The organism is Burkholderia sp. MBR-1, assembly GCF_013822785.1.
Classification (GTDB): Bacteria; Pseudomonadota; Gammaproteobacteria; order Burkholderiales; family Burkholderiaceae; genus Burkholderia; species Burkholderia vietnamiensis.
The window spans coordinates 1,441,311-1,462,909 of sequence record NZ_CP053610.1 but is presented as its reverse complement, the minus strand read 5'-3'; the positions used below and the strand labels follow the sequence as shown (position 1 = coordinate 1,462,909).

Genomic DNA, 21,599 nt, shown 5'->3' with positions numbered 1-21,599 from the left:
CCCGCGTCCATTTTCGTCCGGCCGGTGGCGGACGACGGACGCGGTCACGTGTTGACTACCGGACGAAGGGCGGCGCCATGCAGATCCATTTCACGAACGAGAAACCCGAATATTCGGGGCGCGACCTGATGCTCGGATTCACGGCGCTCGTGAATGGCGAGCGCGTCAAATGCCAGATCACGGCCGAAGCGCTGGAAGACCATTTCGGCGCCGCGTCGCCGCGCTTCGAGGACATGGTCGGCGCGTACGACCAGCATCGCGAGCGCATCGAGGCGGCCGCACGGCGGCTCTTGTCCGAAACGCGCGCGCAATGCGTGACGCTGCGCAGCGGCTACGTGCGCTTCTACGAGGCGAACTGGCGCTGAGCCGCACGCTCGGGTAGTGACGCAGCGGGCGCCGAATTCCGGCGCCCGTGTCGTATCGGCGCGGCGCGCATGCGGCGCCGCGCGTGCGGCGACCCGCGCGTCGCATTGCGCCCGGTTCGCGCCGCCCGAACCCGTCAGGATTCCATCGCGTTCAATCCGTCGCGACCAGCGCATACGCGCCGTCGGTCGCGCCGTGCGCGCGGGCGATGCGAGCGAAGCCCGTATCGGCGAGGTGCATGCCCGCGATCATCAGGTTCTCCCCAGCGGCGTGCGCGAGCGTGGCCGCGCGCGTCGCGCATGCCAGCGACGCATCGTGGTCGAACGCGATCGACACGTCGGGGTGCGCGACCTGAACCGGCGCGAAATGCACGAGATCGCCCCAGATCAGCAGGCGCTCGCCGCGCGATTCGACGCGATAGCCGGTATGGCCGGGCGTGTGGCCCGGCAGCGGCACCGCCGCGATGCCGGGCAGCACGTTGCCGCCTGCGATGGTGCGCAGCTGCGCGCGACAGGCGTCGAACGCGCGCCGTGCCAGCTCGAAATTCCCGCGTGCGCGCTCGCTGGCGCGTTCGTATGCGTCGTGATCCAGCCAGAACGCCCGTTCCCGTTCGTGAATCAGCACCTCGGCGCGCGGGAAGGCCGGCTGTCCGCGCGCATCGAGCAGGCCGCCGATATGGTCGGGATGCGCGTGCGTCAGCAGGATCGTGTCGATGTCGCGCGCATCGATCCCGGCTTGCGACAGCGCCGCCGGCAGCAGGCCGCCCCAGTTGCGGAAGCCGCCGGCGCCGGCGTCGACCAGCACGGTCCGGCCGCCGCCGCGGATCACATAGCAGTTGATGTTGACGTCGGACGGCGCCGGCACGCCGGCCCGCTGCATGATGCCCGCGGCCGCGTCGACGTCGATGTTCGACAGCAGATCGAGGCCGGCGCTCAGCGTGCCGTCGCTGAGCGCAATGACGGAGAAATCGCCGATCTGACGGCACGGGAACGGCGGGCGCGCAATGGACGGGTTCATGGTCAGTTCCGGGCGTGAAGGTGGGCGCTGTCGTGGCCGAAGCAGCGGATGCGCGCGACCAAGCCGGTGTGGCGGAGAATTTCGCGGTCGAGCGAAGCCATGAATCGATCGATCAATTCGGCGGTGCGCAGTCGGCCGAGGCGAAAGCGGATCTCCGCGCTGACCGGGTGTCCGCAGCCGTGCCGCACTGGCACGAACGCGACGTGGACGGTGCCGGGCGCGGCATTCAGCACGTCGGTGCAGAGCGTGTCGCATGCCGACGACAGCGCGGCGAGGGACGTCTGCGCCGGCATGCCGGCCTCGGCGATGAAAATCGTGACGCTGGGCATGGCCGGCTCCCGTCAGCGTGCGGCGGCCGTGGCCGGCGTGCCGACGAGCTGCTCGCCGATCGGCGCATAGAGCCGGATCGCCGCGCCGGCTGCGTGCGACGCGAGCCGTGCTCCGTCGCGATCGAGCACGGCCAGCCAGCGGTGGGCCGGCCGACGATCCAGCGCGACCGCATGCAGCGCGGCGGCGGCGATGCCGGCCAGGGCGAACGGCGCGGCGTCGTCGCTCACGGCCAGCCATTGGCCGTCGGCGACGGCCGGCGCGGGCGCGGCGCTGTCGTACACGTTGCGGCGCCACTCGACGATGTGCGGCTGCCAGCGTGCGAAATTGCCGCCGCCCTTCGCGCGATACTCGGCCGACGTCAGCACGTCCGGCGCGTCGATCGTATGCAGCGCCAGATAGACGGGGCCGTCGCCGCCGAGCGCGCGAAAGCGTTGCGACGTGCGAAAGCCCGACACGGAGATCAGCGCGGGCAGTTTGACGCGGCTGTAGAAGTCGTTCCACTCGGCTTCGACGGCCGGCTCGGCGATGCTGCATTCAACGGCATAGATCATGACTTCTCCACGGGTGGCGAGCGGCCGTCGGCATCGGCGGGCTGGCTCGTTGATTGAGTTTTTGTCATGATAGTGAGCCGCAGAACCGCGGAAAAACGATGATTCGTCATCGTTCAGTGACATTCGATCAAGTTGTGGCCCAACCCGGGGGAAACGTGACGCGACGCAGGATTCCGAGCAACTCGGCCTTGATGGCATTCGAGGCCGCCGCGCGGCACGGCAGCTTCGCGCGGGCCGCCGACGAGCTCGCGCTGACCGAAGGCGCGATCAGCAGGCAGATCGGCCGGCTCGAGGCGTTCCTGGGCGTGGCGCTGTTCGAGCGTGTCGGCAACCGCGTGCGGGTCGTGCCGAACGGCGCGCGTTACGCGGCGCAGGTGCGCGAAGTGCTGGACCGGCTCGAGCGCGACAGCCAGTACCTGATGGGGCAGGCGGGCGACGGCGGCAGCATCGACATCGCGGTGACGCCGACCTTCGCGACGCGTTGGCTGATTCCGCGGCTCGGCGGATTCCAGGCGGAGCATCCGAACATCACCGTGCATCTGGCCGATCGGGCCGAGCCGTTCGTGCTCGCCGGCAGCGGCTTCGATGCCGCGATTCATTTCGAGCATCCGGCGTGGGCCGGCATGCATACGTATCGGTTGTGCGAGGAGGTGCTGGTGCCGGTCTGCCGCCCGTCGCTGCTCGCGGGCGGGCACCCGGACGCGCTGCTCGGCACGCTGCCGCGCCTGCACAAGCGGCAGACGCCCGATGCGTGGTCGGCCTACGTGCAGGAGACGGGATTGCCGGTCGACAACCCGGCTGTCGGCGCGCGCCACGATCTTTATTCGATGCTGATCGCCGCGGCGCTGGCCGGGCTTGGCGTCGCGCTGGTGCCGCGGCTCTACGTGGAAGCCGAGATCGCGCAGGGCTTGCTCGCGGCGCCCTGGCCGGACGGCCGCGGCGTGGTCAAGCGCTTCTGTCTCGTGGTGCCCGAAGCGCTCGAATTGGGCGACGGCCCGCTGCGCACGTTCGCGCGCTGGGTGCTTCGGCAGGCAGACGCGTGATGCGGCGGCGCGTGCGCCGCATGCGCGCCCCAACGAAAACGCCACCCGAAGGTGGCGTTGCGTCATCGTGGGTCGCGCCGCGGCGCGTGGGTCACTCGCCGCCGAGGTAGAAGTAGCGGAACAGGAACACGGCCGCGATGATCCAGACGATCGGCTTGACCGTGCGGGCCTGGCCGGTCAGCAGCTTCAGGCCGCCGTATGCGATGAAGCCGAACGCGACGCCGTTCGCGATCGAATACGTGAACGGCATCAGCAGCGCGGTGAGCGCGGCCGGCACGGCTTCGGTCGCGTCGTCCCACGGGACGTCGACCATCTCGCGCAGCATCAGGCACGACACGTACAGCAGCGCGGGCGCCGTCGCGTAGCCGGGCACGACGCCGGCGAGCGGCGCGATGAACAGGCAGGCGAGGAACAGCACGGCGACGGTGATCGCCGTCACGCCCGTGCGGCCGCCGGCCTGCACGCCCGAGGCGCTCTCGATGTACGCGGTGGTCGACGACGTGCCGAGCACCGAGCCCGCGACGATCGCGGTGCTGTCGGCGAGCAGCGCCTTGTTCAGGCGGTCCATCTTGCCTTCGACGAGCAGGCCCGCGCGGTTCGCGACGCCCATCAGCGTGCCGGTCGCATCGAACAGCTCGACGAGGAAGAACACGAGGATCACGTTGATGATGCCGGTCGACAGCGCGGCGCCGATGTCGAGCTTGAACAGCGTCGCGTCGATCGACGGCGGGGCGGAGAACACGCCATGGAACTGGTTGTCGCCGAAGAAGAACGACAGGACCGTGACGCCGATGATGCCGATCAGGATCGCGCCGCGCACGCGCAGATAGTCGAGCGTGACGATCGTGAAGAAGCCGACGATCGCGAGGATCGTGTCGTGTTTGTGCAGGTCGCCGAGCGTGACGAGGGTCGCGGGACTGCCGACGATCACGCCGGACGTCTTCAGCGAGATGATGCCGAGGAACAGGCCGATGCCGGCGGTGATCGAGATGCGCAGCGATTTCGGAATGCCGTTGACGATCGCCTCGCGCACGCGCAACAGCGTGACGAGCAGGAACAGGCAGCCGGAGATGAACACCGCGCCGAGCGCGGCCTGCCACGTGAAGCCCATGCCCTTGACGACGGTGTAGGCGAAATACGCGTTCAGGCCCATGCCGGGCGCGCACGCGATCGGATAGTTCGCGTACAGGCCCATGATGATCGACGCGAGCGCCGCGACGAGGCAGGTCGCCACGAACACCGATTCCTTCGGCATGCCGGCGTCGCCGAGAATCGCGGGGTTGACGAAGATGATGTAGGCCATCGTCAGGAACGTGGTGACGCCCGCGAGTATTTCGGTGCGGAAGTCGGTGCCGGCTTCAGCGAAGCCGAAATACCGCTTGATGGATTCCATGAAGGCGTTTCTCCGGTCGGGTTGTCGAGTTGCTTGTTGTTCGTGCCGAATTGTTGTAAGCCAGCGCGAGGCCGGCGTACTGTAACCAGCCACTATTGCGACGCTATCGGCGGATTGTAATAGCGTGGATAGCTCGGACGATATAGTCGCGGGGCGCGATCGCGCGCGTTCGCGCGGACGGCCGCAGATGCACGTTGCAGATGCACGTCGCGCGACGGCGGCGCGCATTTTACCGGTTCGGGCGAAGCGGCCGGGCGCAAACGATGGAAACGATTCGGTGGCGGGTACGACGGCGATGGCACGACGCCGTGCGGTAGAGAGGGTGCGCCTGCAAGGGCGCGCCCGCCCGAACGGGCGGGCAGCTGCGCGCGCCGGCCGTTCGGCAGGCCGGGCGGCGGCGGACATCGGGCTATGCTGCTCCGAAGCCGGCGCGTGCGCAACTGCGATTTCGCGCCGCTCGCGCGACTGTGGTTTCTGTGTAAAAGATCGCAAGACGCCATCGCGTTAACCGGCAAGTCTTTCTACGATAGATGAACCGTGCACGCACGCCGGCCGATCGCTGCCGACGCGGGGGAGTCGCAGTCCGTGCAGGCCAGGCGGCGAAGTGCGGTAACGGTCGTTGCGCGTTCGGGCACGCGCGACCGGTTGCGATAGCCCGATGCGGGTTCGTCCGTCATCACGGAGGTCAGCATGTTGAACTGGATCAGCCGTTGGGCGATGCGGCACGCCCCCACGCCGGAAAAAACCGCTGCGTCGATGCTCGTCACGGCGCGCATGGAACTGTTCACGGCCGAACAGCGCGTCATCGATGCGAAATTACAAGCGGATTACTGGCGCACGCGTGTGTCGTTCCTCGAGGAGGTGCAAAAGCAGGGCATCGATCCGTGGGTGACCTCGCAGGCGGCGCAACGTCCGGACGTCGACACCACACCCCGCGGTACGGGCCCGCGTCTCGCCGCCAGCACCTGACGCATGCGTTGCATGTGAAAGCTGCGCAGGGCGCGCGATCGCGCGCGGCACGCAGCGGCGTGCCGCGCCACTCGAAGCGCACCCGCGGCCGATTGCGCCGCGGGTGCGTTCGTTTTCCGACGCGGTCGTTCGCTGCGTCAACGCATTGCCCGGCAGCGCAGCGTCAGTCCCGCCTTCTCCCTCTTGCGGCGAGCCAGCCGCGCATCCGCGCGAGCGTGCGTCCGAGGCGGTCGCCGCGCCGCACGTATGCGGTCGTGATCGATGCTTCGGCGGGGCGGCCGTCGTAGGTGCCGAGCCAGATGCGATCGCCGCGCGCGATGCGCAGCACGTCGCCCGGCTGCACCCAGTAGTCGTCGACGCTCGGCGGGCGCGTGATCCACAGCGCGGCGCCGTGCGCGCGGATTTCCGCATCGCTCGGCGCGCGCCACGTCAGTGTCGTGTGCGGTGCAACCGCGAAGCGGATCACGACGGTCGGTAACGCGATCGCGCCGGCGCGGCGCGAGTCGGGACGGTCGAACAACGGGCTTGCCTGGTCCATCGTCTGCTCCATTCGTTGGGCCGGACGAATGAAGCGCACCAGAACAAAAAGGCCTCATCCGTTTCCGGTGAGGCCTCGTGTGACATGCGTACTGCTCGGATGCTAACGCACAAGCGCCTCCCGTGATCCATTCTTTCGAATGTTCACCGGGCAATGAATCGCGATGGCGATGAGCTTGAACGTAGGCATGCGAACGAGTGTGTCGATGTCGTACGGCGTTGTCAACGACTATTTGGGCGTCGCGCGGCGCTCACGCGTCGCGCTGCGCGAGGCCGTTCACGAGCAGTTCGGACAGCAGGCCCGTCATCCCGTTCGGATGGGTGGCCGCACGCGCCTTCAGCTGTTCGACGAGTTCGGCGTTGAGCTTGCACGCGAACGGCACGAGGCCCTGTTCCTGGTCGAGCTTGCGCTGCGCGCGGCGATCGAGCTTCGCCGCTTCGTCGGCGCCCTTGCCGAAGCGCGCGGAGCCGGACTGCTTCATCGCTTGCGTGAGCTTCAGCGCCTTGTTCTTTTCGAGATCGGTTTTCTTCATGGCCATCGCGGCACCTCCGGGAAATGAAGCCGCGATTGTACGCATTTCGGCGCACGCACCGCCGGAACCGTCGAGTTGCAGGGCGCGGCGCGGCGCGGGCGTCGTCCTTCGTCGCGCTCCGGTTGCCGTTCTGCGCGGCGGGCCGGCGCGTCATGTCATATATGAGAGCGCCGGTTCGAGCCTTCGCAATGCGGTGTGTATGTAACCGGGCTTGAAGTCACGCTGCGCCGCGCCGCTCGTTCCAGAACGACGGCCGGCGGTCGCGTCGCGACGCATGCGTCTCGACCGGGGGACGCGGCGCAGCGCCCCACGCGAGGTCCCCGCACGCGTCCGGATGTCGCGCCGGATCAATTCGCCGTCGCGTCGTGGCGCGACGCTGTCAAATTGCCGAAATAATTTCGTCACATCATTCGCCCCCATTCGACGCCTTTGCGGCCTCGAATGGGGGCGATGTGTCGCGCGTCGCGCGGGGCAGCGGCCGAAGCCGATTCGGCATTTCAACGGAGAGATACCATGCAACGCCGCAAGTTCATCAACACCCTTGCCGCGGCGACCGCTGCGACGCCGCTGATGCTCAAGGCCGGCATGGCCGGCGCGAAGAGCGCGACCGCGCCGGACGCGCTGGACCCCGGCCGCTGGTCGCCGTTCAACGCCGCGCGCCTGCAGACGGTGCTCGACCGGCATGGCGTCGCGAGCGCGGGCTACGACGCCAAGCGCCGCCCGTATGCGGTGTTCGACTGGGACAACACGTGCATCATGAACGACTGCGAAGAAGCGTTGCTGATGTACCAGATCAACCATCTGCAATACAAGCTGACGCCCGACGAGTTCGTCGGCGTGATGTGGAAGGACGTGCCGAAGGGCGCGTTCATGAAGGACTACACGACCGTCGACGGCAAGCCGGTGACGATGGAGGATCTCGCCGCCGACGTCGAGTCCGACTACCGCTGGCTCCATGCGAACTACCAGGGCTTCGGCGGCGACAAGAGCCTCGACGAGATTCGCGAGACCGACCAGTTCAAGGACTTCCGCGCGAAGCTGTACTTCATGTACGACGCGATCTGCGACACGCATCCGCTCGAAGTCGGCTACAAGTGGATCATCTACTTCTACAAGAACATGACGACCGCCGAGCTGCAGGCGATGGCGCAAGCGTCGAACAACTACGGCATCGGCGACGCGCTGCGCAAGGTCCGCTACGAAAGCCCGAAGGCGCTGCCGGGCAAGGCGGGCGTGGTGGCCGACACGCATTTCCACGGCATCCGCATTCACGAGGAGATCCGCTCGGTGATGCATACGCTGCGCGCGAACGGCATCGACGTGTACGTGAGCACCGCGTCGCTCGACGACGTCGTGCGCGTGTTCGCCGGCAACCCGAACTACGGCTACGGCGTGGCGCCCGAGAACGTGATCGGCCTGCGGCTCGACATGCAGGACGGCAAGTACACGAGCACCTATCCGGCCGGCTGGCATTTCAACTGGGGGCCCGGCAAGACGGTGGGGATCCGCAACGTCCTCGCGTCGAAGAAGGGCTACGGCCCGCTGCTGGTGTTCGGCGACAGCGACGGCGACGCGTGGATGCTGCGCGATTTCAAGGACACCGCAGCCGGCGTGATCGTCAACCGGATGAAGAAGGGCGAGATCGGCGCGGACAGCAAGCTCGCGTCCGAACAGATCGGCAACCCGGATGCGCGCTTCCTGCTGCAGGGCCGCGACGAGCACACCGGGCTGATGATTCCCGACGAGAAGTCGATCAAGTACGGCAAGACCGAGCGCAAGCTGCTGGCCTGACGCGCACCGGACGCGGGCGCCGCCGCACCCATCGGCGCCGGCGCCCGGCATATCCGAGCCTCAACGCTCGGGCGGTGCGCCCAGCCGGTCCAGCAACGCCCCGAGCAGATCGATCGGCAGCGGAAACACGATCGTCGAATTCTTGTCCGCCGCGATGGTCGTCAGGGTCTGCAGGTAGCGCAGCTGCATCGCCTGCGGCTGCTGCGCGAGCCGCTGCGCGGCCTGCAACAGCTTCTCCGACGCCTGCAATTCACCTTCCGCATGGATCACCTTCGCGCGCCGCTCGCGCTCGGCCTCGGCCTGCCGCGCGATCGCGCGGATCATCGTCTCGTTCAGGTCCACGTGCTTGATCTCGACCGTCGACACCTTGATGCCCCACGCGTCGGTCTGCGCGTCGAGCGTCTTCTGGATGTCGGCGTTCAACTGCTCGCGCTCGGCGAGCAGCGCGTCGAGTTCGTGCTTGCCGAGCACCGCGCGCAGCGTCGTCTGCGCGAGCTGGCTCGTCGCCTCGAAGAAGCGCGCGACCTGGATCACGGCCTTTTCCGGATCGACGACGCGGAAATACACGACCGCATTGACCTTCACCGACACGTTGTCGCGCGTGATCACGTCTTGCGCGGGCACGTCGAACACGACGGTGCGCAGGTCGATCCGCACGACCTGCTGGACGATCGGGATGATCAGCACGAGGCCCGGCCCCTTGACCTTCCAGAAGCGGCCGAGCATGAACACGACGCCGCGCTCGTACTCGCGGAAGACGCGGATCGACGAGGCGACGAGCACCACGACGAAGACGATCAGGACGCTGCCGAAGCCGAACGTATAGCCGATCATGACGGGGCTCCCCGCTGTTGTGGTTCGTGTGCCGGCACGTCGTAGAGCGGCGTGACGGTGAGCGTCAGTCCGTGGCGGCCGGTGACGCGCACGCGACAGCCGGCCGCCAGCGGCGTGCTGCTCGCGACGCGCCAGCGCTCGCCGTGCACGCGCGCCCAGCCCGCCGCCGACGGCGCGGGGCCGGCGGCGCCGTGCGGCTGGTCCGGACGCAGGCCGTCGTCGAGCACTTCGCCGACGCTGCCCAGCATCGCCTCGGCGCCCGTCACGACCGGCCGCCGCCGCGCGCGCAGCGCGACGCTCGACACGCCGGCCACCAGCAGCGCGCCGGCGGCCGCGAGGCCCGCGATCAGCGGCCACGGAATGCCGTAGCCCGGCACGTCGGTGTCGATCAGCATCAGCGCGCCGATCGTGAACGCGACGATCCCGCCGAAGCCGAGCACGCCGAAGGTCGGCAGGAATGCCTCGGCGACGAGGCAGCCGAGCCCGAGCAGCACGAGCCCGAGGCCCGCATAGCTGACCGGCAGCAACTGCATCGCGAACAGGCCGATCAGCAGGCAAATGGTGCCGGCCACGCCCGGCAGCACGAAGCCCGGATTCGCGAATTCGAAGAACAGCCCGTAGATGCCGATCGTCAGCAGGATCAGCGCGACGTTCGGATCGGCGACGATCGACAGGAAGCGGCTGCGCCAGTCGGGCGCGAGCACGACGAGCGGCGCGTGCGCGGTCGCGAGCCGCAGCGTGCCGGCGCTCGTCGTCACGGTGCGGCCGTCGAGCCGGCGCGCGAGATCGGCCGGATCCTGCGCGATCAGATCGACGACGTGCTGCGCGCGCGCGTCGTTCGCGGACAGGCTCACGGCCTCGCGCACCGCGCGCTCGGCCCAGTCGGCATTGCGCCCGCGCAGCTGCGCGAGGCCGCGGATGTACGCGGCGGCGTCCTGCGTCGCCTTGCGGATTTCGGTCGATTGCGTGTCGTTCGGCAATTCGGCCGACGTCGCCGACGTGCCGGATGCGCCCGAGGCCGCGGCAGGCGACGATCGCGGCGTACCCGGCGCGCCGCCGCCGATCCCGAACTGCACCGGCGACGCCGCGCCGAGATTGGTGCCGGGCGCCATCGCGGCGACGTGGCTCGCGTAGACGATATAGGTGCCGGCGCTCGCGGCCCGTGCGCCGCCCGGCGCGACGAAGGCCGCCACGGGCACCGGCGAGCCGACGATTGCCTTGATGATCTGGCGCATCGACGTGTCGAGCCCGCCGGGCGTATCGAGCTGCAGGATCGCGAGCGGCGCATGCACGCTTGCCGCACGGTCGAGCGACCGGACGATGAAGTCGGCACTGGCCGGGCCGATCGCGCCGTTGACCGGAATCACGACGACCGGCGCCGCGGCGGCGGGCGCGTTGGCCGGCGCGGCGGCGCCTGGAGCGGCAACCGCCGCGCACACGACGAGCAGCGCCGCGAACAGCGCGGCGCGCGCGACCCGCGCGGACAGCGGGTGACGGGAACGGGCGCCGCGCACGGCGGGCGCCGGCGGCGCGTGACGATGAATGCGCATCGGGGCGTCCGGGCGGCGCGCGGCCGCACGCCGTCCGGCTCGCGGAAATGGGCGTTGGCCCGATGCTTGAAGATTAGGCGCTTTCGGCGGAAAGCGCGAAGGCGGCGGCGTTCAGCGCGCGCCGCCCGCGCGCGCAAGCGCCTCTTCACGGTACTCGGCCGGGCTGCGCCCGCTCCATTTGCGAAACGCGCGGTAGAACGCGCTCGGTTCCGCGAACCCGGTGGCCGCCGCGACGTCGGCGATCGTGCGCGACGGATCGGCCAGCGCCTCGAACGCGAGATCGCGTCGCAGCGTGTCCTTGATCGACTGGTAGGCCTGGCCTTCCTGGTGCAGCTTGCGCCTGAGCGTCGCCTCGGCCACGTGCAGCCGCGCGGCCATCCCGTCCGCGCCCGGCCACGACGCGGGCGGCATCCCGCGCAGCACGGCGCGCACGCGCTGCGCGAGCGCGTTCGGATTGCGGTACTTGACGATGAAGCTGGCCGGCGCGGTGCGCAGGAAGGTCTTCAGCGTCTTTGCGTTCTGCACGACGGGCAGCGTCGCGAATTCCGGATCGAAATCGACATACGAATCGGGCTGGTTGAACCGCATGTCGTCGCACAGCATCGACGGATATTCGTGATCGGCGGGCGGCGTGTCGCAGCGAAAGCTCGCGTGCAGCACCGGGATGCGCCGCCCGATCAGCCAGCAGGTCAGCCCGTACACGATGATGAAATAGGTCGCGTACGTGAACATCGCCGGCGCAGCGCCGTTGTTGCGGTGCACGAAGCGCAGCCGCACACGCTGCGGATTGGCGTCGAGCTCCGCGTGGAGATCGTCGAGCACGCAGTGCATGAAGTTCACCGCGCGCGCCATCGCCCGCAGCCCGTCCTGCGCGGACAGCGCGGCCTGGCTCATCGCGATGAAGCTGCCGCTGCGCATCGGATGGCGGTCCTGCCCGAAAAACTCGTCGTCGAGCGCGCGCGCGATCGCATTCCACAGCGCGCCGTATTGCTGCGCGCTCACGCGCGCGCGCGGCTGCGCGAGCAGCGCGGGCGCGATGCCGGCCTGCGCGAGCAGCGGCTCCGCCGCGACGCCGCGGCGGGCGGCCAGCGCGACGCTGTACGCGACCAGGCTGATCGCGATGGTTCCCCTTTCGTCCTGCTTCATCCGTATCGCCGGTATGGCAAAAACGCTCAGTGTAAATGAGCGGCGCGAGCATCGAACACCGGCGCGCGCTTGCCTACACTTGTTGCATCGAAACGAAACGACGGTCGCCACAGGCGGCCGCAGGAGACGGCAGGACCATGGACGAGCTTTACACCGAAGATCAGCGGATGATCCGCGACGCCGCGCGCGCCTTTGCCACCGAGGTGCTGGCGCCGAACGCCGCGCAGTGGGACCACGACGCGCGCTTGCCCGACACCGTCGTCGCGCAGCTCGGCGAGCTCGGCCTGCTCGGGATGATCGTGCCGCAGGAGCTGGGCGGCGCCTATACCGACTACGTCGCGTACGCGCTCGCCATGGAGGAGATCGCGGCCGGCGACGCCGCCTGCGCGACGATGATGAGCGTGCACAACTCGGTCGGCTGCGGGCCGATCCTGGGCTTCGGCACGCCCGCGCAGAAGGATCGCTGGCTCGCCGAGATGGCGGCCGGCCGCGTGATCGGCGCGTTCTGCCTGACCGAGCCGCACGCCGGCTCCGAGGCGCACAACCTGCGCACCCGCGCGGAGCTGCACGACGGCCACTGGGTGCTCAACGGCGCGAAGCAGTTCGTGACCAACGGCCAGCGCGCCGGCGTCGCGATCGTTTTTGCCATGACCGATCCCGATGCCGGCAAGCGCGGCATCTCGGCGTTCCTGGTGCCGACCGACACGCCGGGTTTCATCGTCGGCAAGCCCGAAAAGAAAATGGGGATTCGCGCGTCCGACACGTGCCCGATCACGCTCGAGAACTGCACGCTTCCCGCCGACGCGCTGCTCGGCAATCGCGGCGAAGGGCTGAAGATCGCGCTGTCGAATCTCGAAGGCGGACGCATCGGCATCGCCGCGCAGGCGCTCGGCATCGCGCGCGCCGCATTCGACAAGGCGCGCCGCTATGCGGGCGAGCGCGTGCAGTTCGGCAAGCCGATCGCCGAGCATCAGGCGATCCAGCAGAAGCTCGCCGACATGGCCACCCAGATCAACGCGGCGCGCCTGCTCGTCCATCACGCGGCGAAGCTGCGCACGGCCGGGCTGCCGTGCCTGTCGGAGGCGTCGCAGGCGAAGCTGTTCGCATCCGAGATGGCCGAGCGCGTGTGCTCGGACGCGATCCAGATCCACGGCGGCTACGGCTACCTCGCCGACTACGAGGTCGAGCGCCACTATCGCGACGCGCGCATCACGCAGATCTACGAAGGCACCAGCGAAGTGCAGCGGATGGTGATCGCGCGGCAGCTGTGAGCGGCCGCGCGCGCAACGGAGCAACGGGCAATCAGGCAGGGCACGCAGCGACGCAGTGAAGGTGGTGAAGGCGGTGAACGCGGCACGCAACGACGTGACCGTGCGCCGCGACGATGGGGGGCCGGCGCATGCGCCGGTCGTCCGCAGTATGGATGGAGACAATCCGGGCACGGAGCGCGAGCAAGGTGCGATGCACCGACGCTCGCGGACAGGAGACGACACGATGACGGTACAGGCATTCCTGGACGCACGCGACTTTCTGCTGCGCCATCGCACCGACTACGAAACCGCGTACCGCGATTTCGAATGGCCGGTGCTCGATGCGTTCAACTGGGCGCTCGATTATTTCGACCCGATGGCGCGCGGCAACGACGCGCCCGCGCTGTGGATCGTCGATGCGGCGACCGGGACGGGCGACCCGTATTCGTTCGCGCAGATGTCCGAGCGCTCGTCGCGGATCGCGAACTGGCTGCGCGGCATCGGCGTCGTGCGCGGCGACCGGATCCTGCTGATGCTGCCGAACCGCGTCGAGCTGTGGGACGCGATGCTCGCCGCGATGAAGCTCGGCGCGGTCGTGCTGCCCGCGACCACGCAGCTGTCGGCCGACGACGTGCGCGATCGCGTGCAGATCGGCGGCGCGACCTATGCGATCGTCGACGAGCACGAAACCGCGAAGTTCGAACAGGCGGGCCTCGGGCTGAAGCGGAAGATCGTGGCCGGCGCGCCGCGCGACGGCTGGCTCGCGATGAACGACGGCTACGCGGCGAGCGCGGCGTTCGAGCCCGACGCCGTCACGCGGTCGAACGAAGCGATGTTGCTGTACTTCACGTCGGGCACGACGTCGAAGCCGAAGCTCGTCGAGCATACGCACCGCACGTACCCGGTCGGGCACCTGTCGACGATGTACTGGATCGGGCTGCAACCGGGCGACATCCATTGGAACATCAGCTCGCCGGGCTGGGCGAAGCACGCGTGGAGCTGCTTCTTCGCGCCGTGGAATGCGCAGGCGTGCGTGTTCGTCTTCAACTACGCGCGCTTCGAGCCGAAGGCGGTGCTCGATGCGCTCGTCAAATACCGCGTGACGACGCTGTGCGCGCCGCCGACCGTGTGGCGCATGCTCGTGCAGCAGCCGCTCGCGACGTTCGACGTGCAACTGCGCGAGATCGTCGGCGCGGGCGAGCCGCTCAATCCGGAGATCATCGAGCGCGTGAAGAAGGCGTGGGGCATCACGATTCGCGACGGCTACGGCCAGACCGAAACCACCTGCCTGATCGGCAACACGCCGGGGCAGCCGGTCGTCGCGGGCTCGATGGGCCGGCCGCTGCCCGGCTACCGGATCGCGCTGCTGGACCCGGACGGCGCGCCCGTCGGCGAAGGCGAGGTCGCCTTGCCGCTCGGCGGCGGCACCGGCGCGATGCGCCCGGTCGGGCTGATGAACGGCTACGCGAACAACCCGGATGCGACCGCGTACGCGATGCGCGACGGCCACTACCGCACGTCCGACATCGCGATGCGCGGCGACGACGGCTACTACGTGTACGTCGGCCGCGCGGACGACGTGTTCAAGTCGTCCGACTACCGGCTCAGCCCGTTCGAGCTCGAAAGCGTGCTGATCGAGCACCCGGCGATCGCGGAAGCGGCCGTGGTGCCGAGCCCGGACCCGGTGCGGCTGTCGGTGCCGAAGACCTTCATCACGTTGCGCGACGGCTTCGAGGAAAGCCCGGCGCTCGCGCTGGAGATCTTCCGCTTTTCGCGCGAGAAGCTCGCGCCGTACAAGCGCATTCGCCGACTGCAGTTCGCCGAGCTGCCCAAGACCATCTCGGGAAAGATCCGTCGCGTCGAGCTGCGCCGCCGCGAGATCGAGCGCGGCGACGATGCGACCGCACGCATGCCCGGCGAGTACTGGGAAGAAGATTTCGCCGCCGAACTGAAGTGACCGCCGGCGGGCCGGGCGCGCCGCTTGCGGCGATCATGCGCGGCCCGTCGACGCGGCAGAAGATGATCTAACCGATCGAACCGACTGACCCGGCCGCCCGGCGCGAGCGCGCGACGCGGCCCACTGCAAGGAGAGCACACCGATGAACGCGAATGCGACGCCCCAGCCGGGGCAAGACGTGCCGACGGTCAAGCTGCTGATCGACGGCGCCTTCGTCGAGTCCGCCACGAGCGAGTGGCGCGACATCGTCAATCCGGCCACGCAACAGGTGCTCGCGCGCGTGCCGTTCGCGACCGCGGCGGAAGTCGACGCGGCCGTGCAGGCCGCGCACGCCGCCTATGCGACCTGGAAGAACACGCCGATCTCCGCGCGCATGCGGATCATGCTGAAGTTCCAGGCGCTCGTGCGCGCGAACCAGCAGCGCATCGCGAAGACGCTGACCGCCGAGCAGGGCAAGACGCTGCCGGATGCCGAAGGCGACATCTTCCGCGGCCTCGAAGTGGTCGAGCATGCCTGCTCGATCGGCACGCTGCAGCTCGGCGAATTCGCCGAGAACGTCGCGGGCGGCGTCGACACCTACACGCTGCGCCAGCCGCTCGGCGTCTGCGCCGGCATCACGCCGTTCAACTTCCCGGCGATGATCCCGTTGTGGATGTTCCCGATGGCGATCGTGTGCGGCAACACGTTCGTGCTGAAGCCGTCCGAGCAGGACCCGCTGTCGACGATGGAACTGGTCGAGCTGGCGATCGAGGCCGGCGTGCCGAAGGGCGTGCTGAACGTCGTGCACGGCGGCAAGGAGGTCGTCGACGCGATCTGCACGCATCCGCTCGTGAAGGCGATTTCGTTCGTCGGCTCGACGGCCGTCGGCACGCACGTCTACAACCTCGGCAGCCAGCACGGCAAGCGCGTGCAGTCGATGATGGGCGCGAAGAACCACGCGATCCTGCTGCCCGACGCGAACCGCGAGCAGGCGATCAACGCGCTGGTCGGCGCGGGCTTCGGCGCGGCCGGCCAGCGCTGCATGGCGACTTCCGTCGCGGTGCTCGTCGGCAGCGCGCGCGAGTGGCTGCCCGACATCGTCGCGAAGGCGAAGGCGCTGAAGGTCAACGCGGGCTCGGAAGCGGGCACCGACGTCGGCCCGGTGGTGTCGCGCGGCGCGAAGGCGCGCATCCTGTCGCTGATCGATGCGGGCGTCAAGGAGGGCGCGAAGCTCGAACTCGACGGCCGCGACGTGAAGGTGCCCGGCTTCGAGGACGGCAACTTCATCGGTCCGACCATCTTCTCCGCCGTGACGACCGACATGACGATCTACACGCACGAGATCTTCGGGCCGGTGCTCGTCGTGATGGAGGTCGACACGCTCGACGAAGCCATCGCGCTCGTCAACGCGAACCCGATGGGCAACGGCGTGGGCCTCTTCACGCAGAGCGGCGCGGCCGCGCGCAAGTTCCAGAGCGAGATCGACGTCGGCCAGGTCGGCATCAACATTCCGATCCCGGTGCCCGTGCCGTTCTTCAGCTTCACCGGCTCGCGCGGCTCGAAGCTCGGCGATCTCGGCCCGTACGGCAAGCAGGTCGTGCAGTTCTACACGCAGACCAAGACGGTCACCGCGCGCTGGTTCGACGACGATACGACGGCCGGCCCGGTCAACACGACGATCCGGCTGCACTGAGCCGTGGAGGACACCAACATGAAGATCGGATTCATCGGCCTCGGCCACATGGGTGCGCCGATGGCGCTGAACCTGCTGAAGGCCGGCCACGAAGTGCATGCGTTCGACCTGAGCGCCGACGCATTGCGCGCGCTGCAGGACGCCGGCGCGCAGGTGGCCGCGTCGCCGCGCGATGCGGCGGCCGGCGCGGCGTTCGTGATCACGATGCTGCCGGCCGCGCCGCACGTGCGCTCGGTGCTCGCCGGCGAGAACGGCGTGCTGGCCGGCCTGGGCGCCGGCGCGACCGTGATCGATTCGAGCACGATCGACCCCACGAGCGCGCAGGCGTTCGGCGCGCTCGTGCGCGAGCACGGCGGCGCGTTCGTCGATGCGCCGGTGTCGGGCGGCACCGGCGGCGCGGCCGCCGGCACGCTGACCTTCATGGTCGGCGGCAGCGACGCCGATTTCGAGCGCGTGAAGCCCGTGCTCGCCGCGATGGGCAAGAACATCGTCCACTGCGGCGCGACCGGGATGGGGCAGGTCGCGAAGGTCTGCAACAACCTCGTGCTCGGCATCTCGATGGCGGCCGTGTCGGAGGCGATGTCGCTCGGCGTCGCGCTCGGCATCGATCCGAAGGTGCTGGCCGGCATCGTCAACACGTCGACGGGCCGGTGCTGGAGCTCGGACACCTACAACCCGTATCCGGGCGTGATCGACACCGCGCCTTCGTCGCGCGGCTACAGTGGCGGCTTCGGCACCGATCTGATGCTGAAGGATCTCGGCCTCGCGAACGATGCCGCGCGGCAGGCGCGCCAGCCCGTCTATCTCGGCGCGCTCGCGCAGCAGCTGTACCAGACGATGAGCAGCCGCGGCGACGGCCAACTCGATTTCTCGGCGGTGATCCGCCTGTACCAACCGGCTGGCAAGAAGGACGCGTGATGATCGAACTGGACTACGTCGACGACGGCGCGATCGCGTGCGCGACGCTCAAGCGTCCGCCCGCGAACGCCTTTACGGCCGACGGACTGCGGCAGCTGCAGGACACCGTCGCCGAACTGAACGCGAACCCGCGCGTGCGTGCGCTGGTGATCACCGGCGACGGCCCGAAGTTCTTCAGCGCCGGCGCCGATCTGAACACGTTCGCCGACGGCGACGCCGCGGTCGCGCGCGCGATGGCCGCGCGCTTCGGCGCGGCGTTCGAGGCGCTGCACGACGCACGCGTCGTGACGATCGCGGCGATCAACGGCTATGCGATGGGCGGCGGCCTCGAATGCGCGCTCGCGTGCGACATGCGCATCGCGGAGACGCATGCACAGATGGCGCTGCCCGAGGCGTCCGTCGGCCTGCTGCCGTGCGGGCTCGGCACGCAGACGCTGCCCTGGCTCGTCGGCGAAGGCTGGGCGAAGAAGATCATCCTGGCCGGCGCGCGCGTCGATGCGGCCACCGCGCTGCGCATCGGGCTGGTCGAAGACGTCGTCGAAAGCGGCGCGGCGCGCGACGCGGCGCTGGCGCTCGCGCGCAACGTCGTGCGGCAGAGTCCGCATGCGCTCGCGTACAGCAAGGAGCTGATCGGCCTCGCACGCCGCGGCGTGCCGCGCAGTGCGGCGCTCGCGGTCGAACGCGAACGCTTCGTCGACCTGTTCGATACCGCCGATCCGCGCGAGGGCGTGGCCGCGTTTCTCGGCAAGCGCGCGCCGCAATGGCATACCGATGGAGATACGCAACGATGAGCACGCCGATGACGACCGATGACCGCTTCGCGCAACCCGCGCCCGAGGTGCTGTTCCGCGTGGTGAACCGCGTGGCGTTGATCACGCTGAACCGGCCGGCCGCGCTCAATGCGTTGTCGTATTCGATGATCGGCGAGCTGGCCGCGCTGCTCGAGCGCTGCCGCGGCGACGACCAGATCGTCGCGGTGGTGCTGCGCGGCGCCGGCGAGAAGGGCTTCTGCGCGGGCGGCGACGTGCGCGCGCTGCACCGGATGGTCGCGCAGCGCGAAACCTGGCTGCCGTTCTTCGTCGACGAGTACCGGCTCGACTACGCCATTCACACGTTTCCGAAGCCGGTGGTCGCGTTGATGGACGGCGTGACGATGGGCGGCGGCATGGGCCTCGCGCAGGGCGCGGCGCTGCGCGTCGCGACCGAGCGCAGCAAGATCGCGATGCCCGAGACGCGCATCGGGCTCGTGCCCGACGTCGGCGCGACGCATTTCCTGGCGCGCATGCCGGTCGAGCTCGAGCTGTACGTCGGGTTGACCGGCGCGGTGTTGTCCGGCGCCGATGCGCTGATCGCGAAGCTCGCGGATCTGTGCGTGCCGTCGTCGTGGCTCGATACGTTCGAGACGCGCATCGAAAGCGTCAAATGGGACGGCGACGTGCTGGCGGCGCTGCGCAGGGTGTTCGAGCCGCCGTGCAACGTCGTGCCGCATGCGGCGCTCGACACGCAGATGGGCTGGATCGTGCGTCACTTCGACAAACGTTCGACCGTCGAGCGGATCGTCGCGACGTTGAAGCAGGAGTTCGCGCGCGACGAGCTGGCGCGCGAGCATCGGCAGTGGCTGCAGGCGACGCTCGACGCACTCGCCGGCCATTCGCCGACGATGCTGTGCGTGACGCGCGAAGCGTTGTTGCGCGGGCGGCAGATGACGCTGGCCGAGTCGCTCCGGATGGAGCTCGGCATCGTCGCGCGTGCGATCGAGGAGGGCGACTTCCGCGAAGGCGTGCGCGCGCATCTGATCGACAAGGACCGCAAGCCGCGCTGGGCGCCGGCGTCGCTGGTCGAGCTGCGTGCCGAGCGCGTGCGGCATTTCCTGACGTCGCCGTGGAAACTGTTCGCGCATCCGCTCGTGGATCTCGGCGGGGTGTGAACAAGGCGGGGTGATCGGCGCGGCGTGCCGGGCGCGGTTGCGCTCGCGTGCGCCGTGTTCAACCGGCTTTTTCGGGGTTCCGGGCGTCCGATCATCGGCGGCACCGCCTGAACGAGCGCGTCGATGATGGTGCGATCGCGCATTCAGAATGGACGCGCGCGTCCGGTCGCGGCGTCCCCCCATGACGAGTCCACGGCCGCCGCTCCGTTTCGTCATCCGTTCATATTCGTGCAACGTGGCTGCGGCAACAATCGCGGGCAGACATTCGACAACCTTGCGGCGCCGCTCGCGACCGCAAGCCTTTTCCGAGGACATGCCATGTTGAACACACTCGCCCGCACCGTGGCGGCGCTCGCCGTCGCATCCGCGTCGCTGCATGCCGTCGCTCAGACCAGCTACGACTACCTGTTGCTCGCCGCATCGTGGGAGCCCGGCTTCTGCGCGTCGCACGACACGCCGGAGTGTACGAACCTGGCCGGCACGTACGCGGCGACGAGCCTGTCGCTGCATGGCCTGTGGCCGAACAACTACGACGGCAACCAGCCGTTCTACTGCGGCGTGCCGCAGAGCGACGTCGACCTCGACAACGCGCACCAGTGGTGCAGCATGGATGCGTATCCGATCAGCACCACGACGCGCAACACGCTGTCGACGTACATGCCGGGCGTCGCGTCGTGCCTCGACAAGCACGAATGGTTCAAGCACGGCACCTGCTCGAATTCGGCATCGGCGGACGCCTACTGGAATCAGGCGACCGGCATGGTGAGCCGGCTCGGCAACACGTCGTTCAACGCGTTCCTGCAGGCGAACGCGGGCAAGACCGTGACGCGCAACCAGCTGCTGTCCGCGTTCGAAGGCGCGTTCGGCAGCAACACGCGCAGCGCGGTGTCGTTGAAGTGCACGAAGACCAACGGCGTCAGCTATTTCACCGAAGCATGGATCGCCGTGAAGACGAGCGCGACCACGCAGTTCCCGAGCGCGGCGTCGCTCGTGACCGACGGCAATACGCAGGGGACCTGTCCGACCTCGGGCGTGTATATCGCGAAGTGAGGCGCGACGTCGTGCGCGCCGCGCCGGCCGCGCTCGTTGTGGTCGGCGCGGCACGCATTCACGCGAGCAGGCGCAGCGCCTGTTCGAGCGACAACACCGTCGTGCGCGTCTCGAACGCGGTCGCGAACAGATGTTCGTGCACGATCGGGTCCGGGTCGTAACAGCAGTCCTTCACCGTGTACAGACGGAAATCCGCATCGCTTGCGTGCGCAACCGACGACAGCACGACGCCGGTCGACGCGATCCCGACCAGGATCAGCGTGTCGATGCTTCGCGCGGCGAGCCGTGCCTGCAGATCGGTGCCGAAGAACACGCTCGCGCGATGTGCGGCGATCAGCGGCTCGCCGTCGAGCCGGCCGAGTTCGGGGCATGGGCCGTCGTCGACGAACCGGCCGAGCTGCTTGATCCCTTGGCCGTTCTTGTTGCGCGGGCTGACTTCGGGGTAGCCGGGACTGAAGTGGAGATTCGCGAAGCAGACGTGCACGCCGCCCGCGCGCGCCGCGTCGCAGAGCCGGCGTGTGTTCGCGAGCAGCGTGGGCGCCACCGACGGAAACAGCCCGAGAATGTCGGTCTGGTAGTGCATGACGATCAGTACGGTTTGCGCGGGCACGAGCGGCGGAAGCGGCGCGTGTGCGCGTGCATCCGGGCCTGTCGGGTCGTTCGTGGCGTGATCTGAAGCGTGTTCCGGTTGCATGGCTGATGCTCTCCCGTGGGTCACTTCGATGGTCACTTCGGTGGGTTCAAACAATCGGCTGGGGCGGATATGGC

The 21,599-nt window shown here is 68.9% G+C and carries 21 protein-coding genes; 11 read left to right on the top strand and 10 right to left on the bottom strand.

Going from position 1 to position 21,599, the window contains the following annotated elements; genetic code table 11:
- Positions 1-77: 77 nt before the first annotated feature.
- Entirely contained in the window at positions 78-365 is a 288-nt protein-coding gene (locus MBR110_RS21195; RefSeq protein ID WP_011880704.1) for a DUF1488 domain-containing protein, read from the top strand.
- Positions 366-516: 151 nt separating this feature from the next.
- Here the strand turns inward: MBR110_RS21195 and MBR110_RS21190 are convergent, their stop codons facing one another.
- From MBR110_RS21190 to MBR110_RS21180, 3 genes are read right to left on the bottom strand one after another with little or no spacing between them, the layout of a single operon-like run.
- Positions 517-1,380: an MBL fold metallo-hydrolase gene (locus MBR110_RS21190; protein ID WP_014723921.1), complete on the bottom strand. Its 864-nt coding sequence runs from the start codon at positions 1,378-1,380 to the stop codon at positions 517-519.
- 2 nt (positions 1,381-1,382) lie between these two features.
- Complete coding sequence (locus tag MBR110_RS21185) at positions 1,383-1,709, bottom strand: hypothetical protein (protein ID WP_045577754.1); 327 nt, start codon at positions 1,707-1,709, stop codon at positions 1,383-1,385.
- Between the two features lie 12 nt (positions 1,710-1,721).
- On the bottom strand, positions 1,722-2,261 hold the full coding sequence (locus MBR110_RS21180) for a hypothetical protein (protein ID WP_045577755.1): 540 nt from the start codon (positions 2,259-2,261) through the stop codon (positions 1,722-1,724).
- Between the two features lie 191 nt (positions 2,262-2,452).
- On the opposite strand from MBR110_RS21180, the gene MBR110_RS21175 reads away from it, so the two are divergent.
- Complete coding sequence (locus MBR110_RS21175) at positions 2,453-3,304, top strand: LysR substrate-binding domain-containing protein (protein ID WP_059462634.1); 852 nt, start codon at positions 2,453-2,455, stop codon at positions 3,302-3,304.
- A 91-nt stretch (positions 3,305-3,395) separates the two neighbouring features.
- Here the strand turns inward: MBR110_RS21175 and MBR110_RS21170 are convergent, their stop codons facing one another.
- Complete coding sequence (locus tag MBR110_RS21170; protein ID WP_011880699.1) at positions 3,396-4,697, bottom strand: NCS2 family permease; 1,302 nt, start codon at positions 4,695-4,697, stop codon at positions 3,396-3,398.
- Positions 4,698-5,387: 690 nt separating this feature from the next.
- On the opposite strand from MBR110_RS21170, the gene MBR110_RS21165 reads away from it, so the two are divergent.
- Entirely contained in the window at positions 5,388-5,666 is a 279-nt protein-coding gene (locus MBR110_RS21165; RefSeq protein ID WP_011880698.1) for a hypothetical protein, read from the top strand.
- A 163-nt stretch (positions 5,667-5,829) separates the two neighbouring features.
- Here MBR110_RS21165 and MBR110_RS21160 read toward each other — a convergent pair whose 3' ends face one another.
- Positions 5,830-6,204: a DUF2917 domain-containing protein gene (locus tag MBR110_RS21160; protein WP_059457308.1), complete on the bottom strand. Its 375-nt coding sequence runs from the start codon at positions 6,202-6,204 to the stop codon at positions 5,830-5,832.
- 250 nt (positions 6,205-6,454) lie between these two features.
- Entirely contained in the window at positions 6,455-6,742 is a 288-nt protein-coding gene (locus MBR110_RS21155) for a hypothetical protein (RefSeq protein WP_011880696.1), read from the bottom strand.
- Positions 6,743-7,249: 507 nt separating this feature from the next.
- On the opposite strand from MBR110_RS21155, the gene MBR110_RS21150 reads away from it, so the two are divergent.
- Complete coding sequence (locus MBR110_RS21150) at positions 7,250-8,527, top strand: haloacid dehalogenase-like hydrolase (RefSeq protein ID WP_011880695.1); 1,278 nt, start codon at positions 7,250-7,252, stop codon at positions 8,525-8,527.
- 60 nt (positions 8,528-8,587) lie between these two features.
- On the opposite strand, the gene MBR110_RS21145 is transcribed toward MBR110_RS21150, so the two are convergent.
- From MBR110_RS21145 to MBR110_RS21135, 3 genes are all read right to left on the bottom strand, one after another.
- Positions 8,588-9,361: a slipin family protein gene (locus MBR110_RS21145; RefSeq protein ID WP_011880694.1), complete on the bottom strand. Its 774-nt coding sequence runs from the start codon at positions 9,359-9,361 to the stop codon at positions 8,588-8,590.
- Positions 9,358-10,911 carry an NfeD family protein gene (locus MBR110_RS21140; protein WP_059623243.1) on the bottom strand — a complete coding sequence of 518 codons (1,554 nt, stop codon included), beginning with the start codon at positions 10,909-10,911 and terminating at the stop codon, positions 9,358-9,360. The genes MBR110_RS21145 and MBR110_RS21140 overlap by 4 nt, the downstream gene beginning before the upstream one ends.
- A gap of 111 nt (positions 10,912-11,022) precedes the next feature.
- Complete coding sequence (locus tag MBR110_RS21135) at positions 11,023-12,057, bottom strand: AraC family transcriptional regulator (RefSeq protein WP_059669136.1); 1,035 nt, start codon at positions 12,055-12,057, stop codon at positions 11,023-11,025.
- 137 nt (positions 12,058-12,194) lie between these two features.
- Here MBR110_RS21135 and MBR110_RS21130 point away from each other — a divergent pair, with 137 nt between their 5' ends.
- The 7 genes from MBR110_RS21130 to MBR110_RS21100 all read left to right on the top strand — a co-directional run bounded on the left by MBR110_RS21130 (position 12,195) and on the right by MBR110_RS21100 (position 20,831).
- Positions 12,195-13,328: an acyl-CoA dehydrogenase family protein gene (locus MBR110_RS21130; RefSeq protein ID WP_014723911.1), complete on the top strand. Its 1,134-nt coding sequence runs from the start codon at positions 12,195-12,197 to the stop codon at positions 13,326-13,328.
- 223 nt (positions 13,329-13,551) lie between these two features.
- Positions 13,552-15,264 (top strand): AMP-binding protein, encoded by a 1,713-nt coding sequence (locus MBR110_RS21125; RefSeq protein WP_045577759.1) that lies wholly within the window; start codon positions 13,552-13,554, stop codon positions 15,262-15,264.
- Between the two features lie 142 nt (positions 15,265-15,406).
- Positions 15,407-16,936, top strand: coding sequence for a CoA-acylating methylmalonate-semialdehyde dehydrogenase (locus MBR110_RS21120; protein WP_059460576.1), 1,530 nt, complete (start codon positions 15,407-15,409; stop codon positions 16,934-16,936).
- An 18-nt stretch (positions 16,937-16,954) separates the two neighbouring features.
- Positions 16,955-17,854 (top strand): 3-hydroxyisobutyrate dehydrogenase, encoded by a 900-nt coding sequence (gene mmsB, locus MBR110_RS21115; protein ID WP_176000128.1) that lies wholly within the window; start codon positions 16,955-16,957, stop codon positions 17,852-17,854.
- Positions 17,854-18,645, top strand: coding sequence for an enoyl-CoA hydratase (locus MBR110_RS21110; RefSeq protein ID WP_011880687.1), 792 nt, complete (start codon positions 17,854-17,856; stop codon positions 18,643-18,645). Before mmsB ends, MBR110_RS21110 begins: the two co-directional genes overlap by 1 nt.
- Entirely contained in the window at positions 18,642-19,781 is a 1,140-nt protein-coding gene (locus tag MBR110_RS21105; protein WP_060042521.1) for an enoyl-CoA hydratase/isomerase family protein, read from the top strand. The genes MBR110_RS21110 and MBR110_RS21105 overlap by 4 nt, the downstream gene beginning before the upstream one ends.
- Before the next feature lie 318 nt (positions 19,782-20,099).
- Positions 20,100-20,831: a ribonuclease T2 gene (locus MBR110_RS21100; RefSeq protein ID WP_011880685.1), complete on the top strand. Its 732-nt coding sequence runs from the start codon at positions 20,100-20,102 to the stop codon at positions 20,829-20,831.
- A gap of 58 nt (positions 20,832-20,889) precedes the next feature.
- Here MBR110_RS21100 and MBR110_RS21095 read toward each other — a convergent pair whose 3' ends face one another.
- On the bottom strand, positions 20,890-21,525 hold the full coding sequence (locus MBR110_RS21095; protein ID WP_060042523.1) for an isochorismatase family cysteine hydrolase: 636 nt from the start codon (positions 21,523-21,525) through the stop codon (positions 20,890-20,892).
- Positions 21,526-21,599: the final 74 nt, after the last annotated feature.

Excerpts from the sequence above, each read along its gene's own strand:
- MBR110_RS21195 (WP_011880704.1), top strand. The coding sequence starts at position 78 with ATGCAGATCCATTTCACGAACGAGAAACCCGAATATTCGGGGCGCGAC.
- MBR110_RS21190 (WP_014723921.1), bottom strand. The coding sequence starts at position 1,380 with ATGAACCCGTCCATTGCGCGCCCGCCGTTCCCGTGCCGTCAGATCGGC.
- MBR110_RS21185 (WP_045577754.1), bottom strand. The coding sequence starts at position 1,709 with ATGCCCAGCGTCACGATTTTCATCGCCGAGGCCGGCATGCCGGCGCAG.
- MBR110_RS21180 (WP_045577755.1), bottom strand. The coding sequence starts at position 2,261 with ATGATCTATGCCGTTGAATGCAGCATCGCCGAGCCGGCCGTCGAAGCC.
- MBR110_RS21175 (WP_059462634.1), top strand. The coding sequence starts at position 2,453 with ATGGCATTCGAGGCCGCCGCGCGGCACGGCAGCTTCGCGCGGGCCGCC.
- MBR110_RS21170 (WP_011880699.1), bottom strand. The coding sequence starts at position 4,697 with ATGGAATCCATCAAGCGGTATTTCGGCTTCGCTGAAGCCGGCACCGAC.
- MBR110_RS21165 (WP_011880698.1), top strand. The coding sequence starts at position 5,388 with ATGTTGAACTGGATCAGCCGTTGGGCGATGCGGCACGCCCCCACGCCG.
- MBR110_RS21160 (WP_059457308.1), bottom strand. The coding sequence starts at position 6,204 with ATGGACCAGGCAAGCCCGTTGTTCGACCGTCCCGACTCGCGCCGCGCC.
- MBR110_RS21155 (WP_011880696.1), bottom strand. The coding sequence starts at position 6,742 with ATGGCCATGAAGAAAACCGATCTCGAAAAGAACAAGGCGCTGAAGCTC.
- MBR110_RS21150 (WP_011880695.1), top strand. The coding sequence starts at position 7,250 with ATGCAACGCCGCAAGTTCATCAACACCCTTGCCGCGGCGACCGCTGCG.
- MBR110_RS21145 (WP_011880694.1), bottom strand. The coding sequence starts at position 9,361 with ATGATCGGCTATACGTTCGGCTTCGGCAGCGTCCTGATCGTCTTCGTC.
- MBR110_RS21140 (WP_059623243.1), bottom strand. The coding sequence starts at position 10,911 with ATGCGCATTCATCGTCACGCGCCGCCGGCGCCCGCCGTGCGCGGCGCC.
- MBR110_RS21135 (WP_059669136.1), bottom strand. The coding sequence starts at position 12,057 with ATGAAGCAGGACGAAAGGGGAACCATCGCGATCAGCCTGGTCGCGTAC.
- MBR110_RS21130 (WP_014723911.1), top strand. The coding sequence starts at position 12,195 with ATGGACGAGCTTTACACCGAAGATCAGCGGATGATCCGCGACGCCGCG.
- MBR110_RS21125 (WP_045577759.1), top strand. The coding sequence starts at position 13,552 with ATGACGGTACAGGCATTCCTGGACGCACGCGACTTTCTGCTGCGCCAT.
- MBR110_RS21120 (WP_059460576.1), top strand. The coding sequence starts at position 15,407 with ATGAACGCGAATGCGACGCCCCAGCCGGGGCAAGACGTGCCGACGGTC.
- mmsB (WP_176000128.1), top strand. The coding sequence starts at position 16,955 with ATGAAGATCGGATTCATCGGCCTCGGCCACATGGGTGCGCCGATGGCG.
- MBR110_RS21110 (WP_011880687.1), top strand. The coding sequence starts at position 17,854 with ATGATCGAACTGGACTACGTCGACGACGGCGCGATCGCGTGCGCGACG.
- MBR110_RS21105 (WP_060042521.1), top strand. The coding sequence starts at position 18,642 with ATGAGCACGCCGATGACGACCGATGACCGCTTCGCGCAACCCGCGCCC.
- MBR110_RS21100 (WP_011880685.1), top strand. The coding sequence starts at position 20,100 with ATGTTGAACACACTCGCCCGCACCGTGGCGGCGCTCGCCGTCGCATCC.
- MBR110_RS21095 (WP_060042523.1), bottom strand. The coding sequence starts at position 21,525 with ATGCAACCGGAACACGCTTCAGATCACGCCACGAACGACCCGACAGGC.